Raw genomic sequence first — 11,566 nt, 5'->3', positions numbered from 1 at the left:
TCATTCCGCAGAATTGGCAGCGTTGTCAGACAGATTGCGGATCTCGGCGCCGACGTAGCGCGTGTCGCCCACCTCGAGAGAGCAACTGCGCAACATGTCGGAGGAGGCATTTTCCATTGCGAAGCGGATCGCGTTCGCCGACCGGGCGAACCTCTTATAGCATAGGCTATCCTGATGAGATTTTGGCCCCTTGTAAGAGAACAGTCCCGCCTCCACGCCGTAGTCGAACGCGCTCATTGTTCTATCCCCATGGTTCCACGCGGAGTCCCGACGCCGAACTTGTGCGCCGCCGCCTTGACGCGATGAGGCATGTGCGGGAGGATTCGTTGTCGTTCGCGCTCATATCCGCCCCTCTTCTCGACCGTGCCAAAGTTGAAGAACCGGCTTTTCGCCGACCACGAGTGTGAGGCCACTCAGGCGGCGACCTGAATATGATCCGCGGAAGACTTTCCGCTGCGCGAATCGACCACGATCTCATAGGAGACCTTTTGTCCCTCTGCGAGGCCACGCGAGCCGGAGCGCTCCACCGCGGTGATATGGACGAAGATATCGGCTTCGCCGGTGTCGGGCTGTATGAACCCGAAGCCCTTGTGAGCGTTAAACCATTTTACGATCCCGATCTGCATGACGACATACCCTTCTCCCGAATGAGGAATGGGGCGCTCGCTGCGTGCGACGCCCATATGGATCGGTGCTTGAAGAGGAGGTATGCGCTTCACGCGCCCAGGCTCGGCGCAACGGCAAGGTCATCCGACCGACACCCGGTCGGATTCACATGGCGCATCGTCGCCCGAGGTTCAAGTGCCGTTCGGGCGCCAGCTTCTTCGAAGCAGTCCAGCATAGCGGCGGCGGACATGGTAGAAGTCGAGAGAATCGAGCGGCGCCACGGTGTCGCTGCCCAGTCGCCGAGCCAATCCGACGGACCTACGTACGATGGGCGCGTCTTGCGTGAACCGCTGGACAGGCAACATCGGAGACGCTCGTCATGGTCGATGTCGAAGCATGTCGGATCGCATTCCAATGTCCGCAATGCGGGCGCGAGCTCGAGCAGACCATTGGAAAATTGAAGTCACAAGCTCGGATGATCTGTCCGGGATGTAGTATCGGAATAAACATCGACGCGACCCGGCTGTCGAATGTCGTCGAGGAAATCAGACATGCCGTTGAAAAGGTTCCTCCTGAAATCACGATCAAATTTTATCGATAGCGAGACGAGACACTCCGAGACGAGACACTCATGGCGTCGATACAATCGCGCTGAGAGCGATCGAAATATGACGCGGACATCATGGTGCTGATATGGACGAGTTCAAGATCAAGGTCGCGCGCATCGAGGCGGCGGCGCCGAGCTCGAAAGGAGACCGTGTTCGGATTACGTTTCAGGTCGAGCGCGAGCCCTTGGTGTTCCAAATCCCGATTCTTCTCGAGATGGAAGAATTCGACGATACAGAGATGATTCAGGTAGCGAGGTACGAACTACATCGAACATTTGACGAATTGAGAATTCAGACCGAGAAGTGGACACTGAGTGTGGACGACGTGCAGCTGCTTTCCAATATCAGTTTACGTCCGAAGACATGACGCCTTCGAAGGAGACGAGCGCCTAAGCACGGTCGAACGGGCGCTTCCCCGAAGCCAACTCCAGCTCATGCAACGCCTCGGCGACGTGTTTCGCCACGCTTTCGACGTGACCCTGCTTGTGCTCCGCCAGCGCGCTCTCGAGGCGCCGGACCGCGCTTGCGGTATGTGGATCGATTCTGGCCTTGTCGGCCGCCTCGACATCCGCCAGTGCGAGGTCGGCATGGACCGAAAGGAGACTGAACAGCTTGAGCATTTCGAGCGCCAGAGGTTCATATTGCCGCAACGCCGTCACCGCTTCGTCGTGGGCGCGCTCGGAACGCGCATAAGCGATTTTTCGGGCGGTCTCGGCATCACGCCTTTTCGCATCCGAGAGGCGTTTGGCGGCGTCTTCGTGAGCAACCTGCGCACGCAGTAATTCACGCTCTTCGACCTCGATCGGCGGCGGCGCCCCAGAAGATGCGCTCTCCTCATGACCTGCGACCGATGCGACGAACGCGGCATGTGCTCGAGCGAGAGACTCGGTCGCTTGCGCCAATGTTCGGCGCGCTTCGTCTTCAACGGCTTCGAGAGAAGGCAATTGCCAGCTTCCGCCGGCGAGTGTCTCGACGATTGGCGCCATGCCGGACGTTCTCGCGTCGCGACGCATCTCGGCGGCCGACTCCAACGCCATCAAGACGGCGACGACGGTGTCCTTTTCTCGCTTTGCGTCGGGAGTCGTTTCGGATCCATCGTGATTTTCTATTTGCTGGAGGTTTTCGACTCGGCGACTCAGGATCTCCACGAGCGCCGTGACGTCCGCGCGACGGAGCGTCAACTCGAGCGTGATGTTGTCGTCCTATTCCGCCCTCCCCTGTATCGAGAACAAAAGATAGGGCTGCAAGTTCAAATCTGGGGGCTCGTAACGATTCACGGCGACGGGGGCGCGGACGGCGGATCCGACTTCAGGACTTCGGCGGCGGTATGTTATTACCTCTACCAAAATTCTCGGCACCATCTCGTCTCTCGCCGAGTTCATAGGTCAACTTCAATGACATAGGTGTTCGCATCTTTATCCCGACCGGCACGCCATTTTTCCGCTCGAGCTGCGCGTGTGGCTCTTTGTCCACCGGGTAAAAGAGCTTTCCGACGTCTGGTCGAGCTCGCAGGGCGGCTCGGGTCATCCGCCTCCGCTCGCGGCCCAATATGTGGGCCATTTCGCCGGCGCGCGCTCTCGCGGTCAAATCCTGCGAGAAACGATCGAGCGCGGGCTGGCCGCGGGTCTCGCCCGCGCCGATCTCGAGCGCGCGGCAGTCCTGAAAAGGCGAGTCGGCGCGTCCCATCGCTCGCCGAGCCGTGTCGGATGCGTCCAATGGCGGACGGCGCCGGGATGATCTCGCTCGTCATGGACATTGGTCGTGGGAATGCGCTCGGGTCATGGGAATGCGCACGCGATATCGATGCGATCGTCGGCGAATTCGCTGCGTCTGACAAGCTGCGCTGCGTCGCCGCGGCTCAGGAGAAAGGGACGCGCGGAGCGGCGCGAAACGAATCGGGCCGCGCGCGGCGCCATGCGGCGGAAAAGCGCGCGTCCATCTCGCCGCGAAGAAAAGCGCCGGACGCGGGCGCCGGATAGAGATCGGCGAAGCTCGCCGCCTCATGCGCGGAAATGCGGCGGCAGAAATGTTCCGACGCGAACTCGCTCGGATGGTCGAGGCCCGTCGCGGCGGCGAGCTCGGCGAGCGCCATCAGCGTCGCGCGATGGAAATTGCGGACGCGCTCGGCCTTGTCCGACACCACCAGCGCACGGGCGCGCGAGGGATCCTGCGTGGCGACGCCGGTCGGGCAGCGATCCGTGTGGCAGGACAGCGATTGAATGCAGCCGAGCGCGAACATGAAGCCGCGCGCGCTATTGCACCAATCCGCGCCGAGCGCGAGCGCCCGCGCCATGTCGAAGCCGCTCGCGATCTTGCCGGCGGCGCCGATGTGGATCGTCTCGCGCAGGCCGACGCCGATCAGCGCATGATGCACGAAAGCGAGGCCGTCGCGCATCGGCATTCCGATATGATCCATGAATTCGAGCGGCGCCGATCCCGTCCCGCCCTCCTTGCCGTCGACGACGATGAAATCGGGCCGCAGCCCGGTCTCCAGCATCGCCTTGCAGATGGCGAGAAACTCGGAAGGCTGGCCGACACAGAGCTTGAAGCCGACCGGCTTGCCGCCGGAGAGTTCGCGCAGCCGCGTGAGGAATTGCAGCAGCTCGATCGGCGTCGAAAAGGCGGTATGCGCCGCCGGCGACACGCAATCCTCGCCCATCGGCACGCCGCGAATGCGCGCGATCTCCGCGCTCACTTTCGCGGCCGGAAGCATTCCGCCATGGCCGGGCTTGGCGCCCTGGCTCAATTTCACCTCGATCATCTTGATCTGCTCTCGCGCGGCGACCGCGGCGAATTTCTCCGCGTCGAAACCGCCTTCGCGCGTGCGGCAGCCGAAATAGCCGGAGGCGATCTGCCAGATGACGTCGCCGCCGCTCTCGGCGTGATAGGGGCTGAAGCCGCCTTCGCCCGTGTCCTGCGCGAACTCGCCTTTGCGCGCGCCGAGATTGAGCGCGCGAATGGCGTTGCCGCTCAAGGCGCCGAAGCTCATCGCCGAAACATTGAGGAGCGATATGTCATAAGGCTGCGCGCAAAGATCGGCGCCGACGCGCGTGCGAAAATGTTCGCGCGAGACGGGCTGCGCCGCGATGGAGTGACGCAGCCATTCGAAACCCTCCTCGTAAACATCGATCTCCGTGCCGAAGGGCCGCTTGTCCATGTCCATCTTGGCGCGCTGATAGACGATGGCGCGCTTGTCGCGACTGAAGGGACGACCGTCCTTATTGTCCTCGAAAAAATATTGCCGCAGCTCCGGCCGCACATTCTCGAGCAAAAAGCGCAGATGCGCGGAAATAGGATAGGAGCGCAAAATCGCATGTTTGCGCTGATAGAGATCATGCGCGCCGAGCGCGACGAGAACGCCGAAGACGAGCGCTGGGAGAAAGAAAGCGCTCGACCAGTCGCCTTTCGACGCGATGACGCAGCCGAGAAAACCGGCGACGCTGAGGGTGAGCGCGACGAAGCGCGGCGTGAAGGGGAGAAGGAGCGGGCGCAGCATGGTCGAATTCTCGTCCGGGAATATGACAGGCGAACCGCGCCGCGAGGGCCGCTCGGCGGCTTTTCCGCGGCGGCCGGGCGAATGCGCCGAGAGCTTTCATATCCGATGTCTTTTTGCAACGATCACGCTCGGTCCGCCGCGGCGCCGCTCGTCTATCGCACCATGAGCATCGGCGGTTCGTCGATCGGCCGACGCCGTCCGCGCCGCGCGATTTCGCGCGTTCGGTCGTTGGGCGCGGCGTCGGCGCGCAGGCGGTGGGCGGGGCGTCCACTGCGGAGGAGGAGGACGGCGCATCCGCTTCGGGCGACGGCGGGCCGACGATCACGCCGCTGACCTCCAAATCCGTGGCCATCGGCCCGGGCCAGAGCGCGCATATCCTCCTCACCCCCGCGACGCAGCGTTTCGCGATGTGTGAATCCGATAGTCCCTCGAGGGGAGGTGGAAGCGCTCCTGAGCAAAGGACGCTCACTTTGGGGCGCCGCGCCGAAAAGGCGCGGCTTTTTTTGAGCCTTTGTCGGCTGTGTGATCTACGAGCGCGCCGATAGACGGCGTGCGACTTTGTCGCATCCTTGACGCGCTGGTCGCCGCGACTAGCTGACATGGGCCGAATATGCGTTTTGCGGCGTTTTTTCCGCCAAGATGAAACAGGCGCATTGTTTGCGTCTTCGTCGGCAATACCGCATTGTTTTCGCATATTGCGAGCCTCTTCGATGCAATCTACCAACTGGCGCGTAGTCGACGACAACAGACAAAGGACGAAAGGCGTCTCTATGGCCCATACGACAGCAGAGCTCGAGGCGATCCTCATGCAAAGGTCGCTCACCGACGCGGAGCTTCTCGCAGCGGCGGACAAGGCGGAGGATTTTCGAATCCTGCCGGACGCGACTGTGATCAAGATCGGCGGCCAGAGCATCATCGACCGCGGCCGTTCGGCGGTGTTTCCGCTGGTCGACGAGATCGTCGCCGCCCGCAAGACGCATCAGATGCTGATCGGGACCGGGGCCGGCACGCGCGCGCGTCACCTTTATTCCATAGCGGCGGGAGTCGGTCTGCCGGCCGGCGTGCTCTCGCAGCTCGGCGCCTCCGTCGCCGACCAGAATGCGGCCATGCTCGGTCAGCTGCTCGCCAAGCACGGCATTTCGGCGGTCGACGGCGCCGGCCTCTCCGCCGTGCCGCTCTATCTCGAGGAGGTGAACGCCGTCGTGTTCAGCGGGATGCCGCCGTATAATTTGTGGATGCGTCCGGCCGCCGAGGGCGTCATTCCGCCCTATCGCACCGACGCCGGCTGCTTCCTGCTCGCCGAGCAATTCGGCTGCAAGGCGATGATCTTCGTCAAGGACGAGCAGGGCCTGTTCACGGCCAATCCCAAGACCGACAAGAATGCGAAATTCATCCCGAAAATCTCGGTCGACGAGATGAAGGAGCGCGGCCTGCAGGATTCGATTCTCGAATTCCCGCTGCTCGATCTTTTGAAGGCGGCGCGTCACGTCAAAGAGGTGCAGGTCGTCAACGGCCTCGTTCCCGGCAATATGACCCGCGCTCTTTCCGGAGAGCATGTCGGCACCATCATCACCGCGAGCTGAAGATATCATGACCCACAGCTACAACATCAAGCATGTCGCCTCTCCGCTCGCGCGGCAGACCCTGCTCGACTCCGAGCTGACCCGTCCCGTCGCCGGCAAGCGTCCGATTCGCGTGCTGCCCTGGCTGCAGGTGGTCAAGATCGGCGGGCGCTCCATCATGGATCGCGGCGCCGAGGCGATCCTGCCGCTCGTCGAGGAGATCAGGCGGCTGATGCCCGAGCATCGGCTGCTGTTCCTCACCGGCGCCGGCGTGCGCGCGCGCCATCTCTATGGCGTGGGTCTCGATCTCGGCCTGCCGGTCGGCTCGCTGGCCCCGCTCGCCGCGAGCGAGGCGGGGCAGAACGGCCATATTCTCGCCTCGCTGCTCGCGCCGGAGGGCGTCTCCTATATCGAGCATCCGACCATCGCCAATCAGCTGGCGATCCATCTCAGCGCGACCCGCGCCGTGGTGGGCAGCGGCTTCCCGCCCTATCACCATCACGAGTTCCCGGGCTCGCGCATTCCGCCGCATCGCGCCGACACGGGCTCCTTTCTGCTCGCCGACGCCTATGGCGCCGCCGGCCTCACCATCGTGGAGGATGTGGACGGCGTCTACACGACCGATCCCAACGGCCCCGACGGCGAGAAGGCGCAGCTCATCCGCGAGACGAGCTGGGCCGATCTGGCCGAGCACGAGGGCCCGCTGCCGATCGACCGGGCGATGCTCGAGGTGATGGCGACGGCGCGCCATATCGAGCATGTGCAGATCGTGAACGGCCTCGTTCCCGGCCGGCTCACGGCGGCGCTGCGCGGCGAGCATGTCGGCACGTTGATCCACACGGCCGCGCGCCGCAACGATTGACGAAATCGCCGGTCGAGGGGCGGAAGGCGTCCCTCGGCCGGCCTCTCCGTGACCGGCCCGAGCCGCAAAGCTTCGCGAATCGATAGCCGATTGTCCGGGCGTCGATCTTTTCCGATGAGCGACTTTCATCTCTCCCGGCGCAAATCCCTCTCCTCCATTCGCGCGAGGAAGAAGAAGCACAGCGCGATGAATAGCGCGCCGATCAGAAAAGCCGTGCGGAAGGTCTCGCGCAGCGCTTCCACGCCCGCTCCGGTGGCGACCTCGGCCGCGAGAGCGCCATGGCCGGCGCCGATGACGATCGCGCCCATGATCGCGACGATCAGCGCCGCGCCCAGCTGACGCGAGAATTGCATCACCGCGGTCGCCGTGCCGAGATTATGCCCCGGCGCCGCGCTCTGCACGCAGACCGTCGTCACCGGCAGCATGGCTCCGACGCCGAAGCCGACGATCGCCAGCAGCGCATCGAGCGCTGCGAGCGGCAGATCGGCGAGAAATTGCCGCGCAATGAGCAGAGCGACGAAAGCGAGCGCGAGCGCCGTCAGCGGCGCCGCCTTGTAATGGCGCAGGCGGCTGAGCAACCGTCCCGAGAGGGCGGCGCCGGTCACTGTCGCCACGGTGAGTGGGATCAGCGCCAGGCCGGACTGGTCGGCGGAGAGGCGCAGCGCGCCCTCGAAATATATGGGCATGTACATCGTCAGCGCGACGAAGGTTCCGAGCCCGAAGCCGCCCGCGAGAATGGCGTTGCGAATGACGTCGTCGGCCAGCACGGCGAGCGGGATCAAAGGCTCCTCGGCCGTCTTGGTGCGCCAGGCGAAGATCGCCCAGCCGGCGAGCGCCGTGGCGATCAGCGCGAGAATGGGCGGCGAGCCCCAGGGATAGCGCACGCCGCCCCAGGAGAGCGCGAGCAGCGAGGCGACAGAGGCGATGATGAGCAGCGCCGCGCCGCCGATATCGACGCGATGCGGATGGCGGCGCAGCGGCAGCCGCGCCAGCTTGAAATAGGTCATGAAGAAAGCCGCGAGGCCGAGCGGCAGATTGATCCAGAAGATCAGCGACCAGTGCAGATATTCGGCGAAAACGCCGCCGAGGATCGGCCCGCCGACGCTGGCGCCGGCGAAGACGACAGAGAAATAGGCGAGCGCCCGGCCGCGCTCGCGCACGCTGACGAGATCGGCGATGATCGTCTGCGCCAGCGCGATGAGCGCGCCGCCGCCCGCGCCCTGCGCCGCGCGCGCGATGGCGAGCCAGGTCAGGCTCGGCGACACGGCGCAGGCGATAGAGCCGAGCACGAAGGTGAAAATGCCGATCAGCAGCATCACGCGCACGCCGTGAATATCGGCGAGTTTGCCATAGAGCGGCGTCAGCGCGGTGGCGGCCACGAGATAGGCGGTGACGATCCAGGGCAGATGCTCGAAATCGCCGAGGTCCTGGCCGATCGTCGGCAGAGCGGTGGCGACGATGGTCTGGTCCAGCGCCGAGAGCAGCATGGCGAGGCCGAGCCCGATCATGATCTGCAGCATCTCGCCTCGGCTGAGATCGGCGTGCGAGAAGCCGGCGGCGGGCTTGTTCACTTTTGGGGGTCCTCTCCACGAATCGCTGGGCGAAAGCCTGAGCGTGCGAGTATGGCGCCGTCGCGGCCGACGACGATGATCTCGAGCGCGGTCGCCGGATTTGCGAGCGCCGCGGCGGCCGTGTCCCATGCCCGATGCGCGATCGGCGCGGCGAGGTCCACGCCCGCCGCGCGGGCCGTCGCCTGCGCCTCCAGCGCGCTATTGGCCTTTTCGATCGCCGCGCAGAGCGCCTCGCCGGCGCCGGCCGCGCGGGCGGTCGCCGCGAGTTCGGCGAGATCGACCGAGGAGCGGCTGGAATGAAGGTCGAGCCGGCCCTGCGCCAGCTTCGTCAGCTTGGCGAAGCCGCCGGCGAGGGTCACGCGCGGGACCCTATGCTTGCGCAGATATTTCAGCAGGCCGCCGGCGAAGTCGCCCATTTCGATCAGCGCCTCCTCCGGCAGGCCATAGAGCTTGCGCACGGCGTCTTCCGAAGTGGAGCCGGTGGTCGCGGCGATATGGTCGAGGCCGCAGGCGAGGGCGACGTCGACGCCGCGATGGATGCTGTCGATCCAGGCGGAGCAGGAATAGGGCACGACGATTCCCGTCGTGCCGAGAATGGAGAGCCCGCCGATTATGCCGAGCCGTCCGTTGAGGGTCGAGCGGGCGAGCTCCTCGCCATTCTCGACGGAAATCTCGATTTGCGCGTCCGGCGCCGCGCCCAATTCCGCCGCGGCTTCCGTGATCGCCTGCCGCATCATGGCGCGGGGGACGGGATTGATGGCCGGCTCTCCGGGCGGCAGCGGCAGGCCGGGGCGCGTCACCACGCCGACGCCGGGGCCGGCCGCAAAGCTCACTCCCGCGCCCGCCGGCGCGCGCCGCACCTTCGCGCGGATCAGCGCGCCATGGGTGACGTCGGGATCGTCGCCGGCGTCCTTCACCACGCCGGCCTCGGCATAGTCCGCGCCGCGCGAGAATTGTGCGAGCGCGAAGGCGACGCGCCTCCCGCCCGGCAGGCCGATCTCCACCGGATCGGGCGGCTCGCGCCCGGAGATGAGCGCGCAAAAGGCCGCCCGCGCCGCCGCAGTGGCGCAGGCGCCGGTGGTCCAGCCGCGGCGCAGCGGGGGTTTTGTCGGGTCCGCGTCTGTCATGGGCGACACATAAACCGCATTCTCTCCGCGCGACACTGCGCGCGAGTTGGACTAGAAGAATGTCCTCGTCCAGAGCAGCGAGACAGGGGGCCGAAATGACGCGCAATCTCCTCGATTTCCATATTCTCCTCGCGCCGGCGGAGGCCGGAGGCGGCGGCTTCTCGCTCTCCAGCCCGGATATCGCCGAGGGCGCGACCATCGATCGCAAATTCGTTTTCGACGATTTCGGCGGGACGGGCGACAATGTCTCGCCACAGCTGAATTGGAGCGAGCCGCCGGCCGGAACCAAGAGCTTCGCGCTCTTCTGCCATGATCCGGACGCGCCGACCGGCGGCGCCGGCTTCTGGCACTGGCTCGTCGTCGATATTCCCGCCTCCGCGCGCGCGCTGGCGCAGGGCGCCGGAGCGGCGGGCGACGCTGGTCTCCCGGCGGGCGCGAAGCCTATTCGCAACGACTATGGCTTTTCCCATTGGGGCGGTCCTTGCCCGCCGGTCGGCGATCCGCCGCATCGCTATGTCTTCACCATCTATGCGCTGAGCATCGAGAAGGTGGAGGCGCCGGAGGGCGCGACGGCCTCGCTCGTCGGCTTCATCGTCAATCAGAATGTCCTCGCCAAGGCGAGCCTCACCGGCCTCTACGGCCGCTGAGCCTTGCTCGCTGCTCTCGCGGATAATTTGGCGCTCGCCGCGCTCGGTCTGTCGATCGAGGCGGCGATCGGCTATCCGCCTCGCCTCTTCGCCGCCATCGGCCACCCGGTCACTTGGATCGGCGCGTTGATCGCGGCGCTGGATCGCTCGCTCAATCACGATGGCGCGCCGCCTCTGCTGCGCCGTCTCGCTGGCGTCGTCGCGATCCTCGCTGTCGTCGCCATCGCCTTCGCCATCGGCTGGCTGCTGCAAGCAGCCTGTCTCGCGCTTCCGTTCGGAATCGTTCCGCTCGCCGTGCTGACGTCGAGCCTCTATGCGCAGCGCAGCCTCTATTCGCATGTGAAGGAGGTGGCCGACGAGCTCGATCATTCGCTCGAGCGCGGCCGCGCCAGCGTGGGAAAAATCGTCGGCCGCGACGTCGCGCGGCTGGACGAGGCGGGCGTGAGCCGGGCGGCGATCGAAAGTCTCGCCGAGAATTTCTCGGATGGGGTGATCGGCCCGGCGCTCGCGACCATCTTGTTCGGCCTGCCCGGCGCGCTCATATACAAGGCCTCCAATACGGCCGACAGCATGATAGGCCATAGGACCATGCGACATGAAGCGTTCGGTTGGGCGAGCGCCCGGCTGGACGATCTCCTCAATCTCCCGGCCGCGCGCCTCTCTGCGGCTCTCGTCGCCACAGGCGCGGCAATGACGGGAGCCTCCCCTCGGGCCGCAGTTTCGACCTGCCTCCGCGACTCGCGCGCGCACGCCTCGCCCAACGCCGGCTGGCCGGAGGCGGCGATGGCCGGCGCGCTGGATTTGCGGCTCGGCGGACCGCGCGCCTATGGCGCCCATGAGGTCCAAGGAGCCTGGCTCGGCTCGGGCCGTACGGCGGCGACGCCGACGGATATTCGCCGCGCCTTGCGGATTTTCAGATGCGCTGCGGCGACGGCGATCTGCGCTTTTGCAGGCGCCGCTCTGACGATGCTCAGTAATTGAGCAGATTAGCTGGTGCTTAGGCGGATGCAGTGAAAAATTTTTTGGCGCCTAGCGCAAAACATCACCAGATTTCATTTCAGGAGACCTTGACTATGCTATAATTTCT

Annotated in this window: 12 protein-coding genes; 5 read left to right on the top strand and 7 right to left on the bottom strand. The window is 65.1% G+C overall.

Annotated features, from left to right (window positions below; all coding sequences use genetic code 11):
• Window positions 1–237: a hypothetical protein gene (locus C5689_RS18095; RefSeq protein WP_146188295.1), complete on the bottom strand. Its 237-nt coding sequence runs from the start codon at window positions 235–237 to the stop codon at window positions 1–3.
• 176 nt (window positions 238–413) lie between these two features.
• The gene (locus C5689_RS01350; RefSeq protein WP_108915620.1) at window positions 414–626 is read right to left on the bottom strand and encodes a cold-shock protein; all 213 of its coding nucleotides are present in this window, start codon (window positions 624–626) and stop codon (window positions 414–416) included.
• Window positions 627–1,299: 673 nt separating this feature from the next.
• Between C5689_RS01350 and C5689_RS01345 the strand changes: the two genes are divergently transcribed.
• Complete coding sequence (locus C5689_RS01345; RefSeq protein WP_108915449.1) at window positions 1,300–1,581, top strand: hypothetical protein; 282 nt, start codon at window positions 1,300–1,302, stop codon at window positions 1,579–1,581.
• Between the two features lie 22 nt (window positions 1,582–1,603).
• On the opposite strand, the gene C5689_RS01340 is transcribed toward C5689_RS01345, so the two are convergent.
• The 3 genes from C5689_RS01340 to C5689_RS01330 all read right to left on the bottom strand — a co-directional run bounded on the left by C5689_RS01340 (window position 1,604) and on the right by C5689_RS01330 (window position 4,710).
• A complete protein-coding gene (locus tag C5689_RS01340) occupies window positions 1,604–2,362 on the bottom strand; it encodes a hypothetical protein (protein WP_146188294.1) in 759 nt (252 codons plus the stop codon).
• A gap of 160 nt (window positions 2,363–2,522) precedes the next feature.
• Window positions 2,523–2,900 carry a hypothetical protein gene (locus tag C5689_RS01335; protein WP_108915447.1) on the bottom strand — a complete coding sequence of 126 codons (378 nt, stop codon included), beginning with the start codon at window positions 2,898–2,900 and terminating at the stop codon, window positions 2,523–2,525.
• Window positions 2,901–3,072: 172 nt separating this feature from the next.
• Entirely contained in the window at window positions 3,073–4,710 is a 1,638-nt protein-coding gene (locus C5689_RS01330) for an FMN-binding glutamate synthase family protein (RefSeq protein ID WP_244594527.1), read from the bottom strand.
• Between the two features lie 770 nt (window positions 4,711–5,480).
• Here C5689_RS01330 and C5689_RS01325 point away from each other — a divergent pair.
• Both C5689_RS01325 and C5689_RS01320 read left to right on the top strand, forming a co-directional pair.
• Window positions 5,481–6,293, top strand: coding sequence for an amino acid kinase family protein (locus tag C5689_RS01325; RefSeq protein WP_108915446.1), 813 nt, complete (start codon window positions 5,481–5,483; stop codon window positions 6,291–6,293).
• Between the two features lie 7 nt (window positions 6,294–6,300).
• Window positions 6,301–7,134, top strand: a complete 834-nt coding sequence (locus C5689_RS01320; protein WP_108915445.1) for an amino acid kinase family protein — start codon at window positions 6,301–6,303, stop codon at window positions 7,132–7,134.
• Between the two features lie 125 nt (window positions 7,135–7,259).
• On the opposite strand, the gene C5689_RS01315 is transcribed toward C5689_RS01320, so the two are convergent.
• Together C5689_RS01315 and C5689_RS01310 are read right to left on the bottom strand one after the other, a co-directional pair.
• A complete protein-coding gene (locus C5689_RS01315; protein WP_108915444.1) occupies window positions 7,260–8,705 on the bottom strand; it encodes an MFS transporter in 1,446 nt (481 codons plus the stop codon).
• On the bottom strand, window positions 8,702–9,832 hold the full coding sequence (locus C5689_RS01310; RefSeq protein ID WP_108915618.1) for a cobalt-precorrin-5B (C(1))-methyltransferase: 1,131 nt from the start codon (window positions 9,830–9,832) through the stop codon (window positions 8,702–8,704). The genes C5689_RS01315 and C5689_RS01310 overlap by 4 nt, the downstream gene beginning before the upstream one ends.
• A gap of 95 nt (window positions 9,833–9,927) precedes the next feature.
• On the opposite strand from C5689_RS01310, the gene C5689_RS01305 reads away from it, so the two are divergent.
• Window positions 9,928–10,479 (top strand): YbhB/YbcL family Raf kinase inhibitor-like protein, encoded by a 552-nt coding sequence (locus tag C5689_RS01305; RefSeq protein ID WP_174800227.1) that lies wholly within the window; start codon window positions 9,928–9,930, stop codon window positions 10,477–10,479.
• Between the two features lie 3 nt (window positions 10,480–10,482).
• The gene (gene cbiB / locus C5689_RS01300) at window positions 10,483–11,460 is read left to right on the top strand and encodes an adenosylcobinamide-phosphate synthase CbiB (RefSeq protein ID WP_108915443.1); all 978 of its coding nucleotides are present in this window, start codon (window positions 10,483–10,485) and stop codon (window positions 11,458–11,460) included.
• Window positions 11,461–11,566 lie beyond the last annotated feature (106 nt).

Origin of the sequence: Methylosinus sporium (assembly GCF_003113265.1) — a bacterium.
GTDB classification, from domain to species: domain Bacteria; phylum Pseudomonadota; class Alphaproteobacteria; order Rhizobiales; family Beijerinckiaceae; genus Methylosinus; species Methylosinus sporium.
The sequence above is the reverse complement of the archived record's forward strand: the minus strand, read 5'-3'. Positions and strand labels throughout refer to the sequence as shown.

Excerpts from the sequence above, each read along its gene's own strand:
- C5689_RS01335 (WP_108915447.1), bottom strand. The coding sequence starts at position 2,900 with ATGGGACGCGCCGACTCGCCTTTTCAGGACTGCCGCGCGCTCGAGATC.
- C5689_RS01310 (WP_108915618.1), bottom strand. The coding sequence starts at position 9,832 with ATGACAGACGCGGACCCGACAAAACCCCCGCTGCGCCGCGGCTGGACC.
- C5689_RS01305 (WP_174800227.1), top strand. The coding sequence starts at position 9,928 with ATGACGCGCAATCTCCTCGATTTCCATATTCTCCTCGCGCCGGCGGAG.
- C5689_RS01345 (WP_108915449.1), top strand. The coding sequence starts at position 1,300 with ATGGACGAGTTCAAGATCAAGGTCGCGCGCATCGAGGCGGCGGCGCCG.
- C5689_RS01330 (WP_244594527.1), bottom strand. The coding sequence starts at position 4,710 with ATGCTGCGCCCGCTCCTTCTCCCCTTCACGCCGCGCTTCGTCGCGCTC.
- C5689_RS01325 (WP_108915446.1), top strand. The coding sequence starts at position 5,481 with ATGGCCCATACGACAGCAGAGCTCGAGGCGATCCTCATGCAAAGGTCG.
- C5689_RS01350 (WP_108915620.1), bottom strand. The coding sequence starts at position 626 with ATGCAGATCGGGATCGTAAAATGGTTTAACGCTCACAAGGGCTTCGGG.
- C5689_RS18095 (WP_146188295.1), bottom strand. The coding sequence starts at position 237 with ATGAGCGCGTTCGACTACGGCGTGGAGGCGGGACTGTTCTCTTACAAG.
- C5689_RS01320 (WP_108915445.1), top strand. The coding sequence starts at position 6,301 with ATGACCCACAGCTACAACATCAAGCATGTCGCCTCTCCGCTCGCGCGG.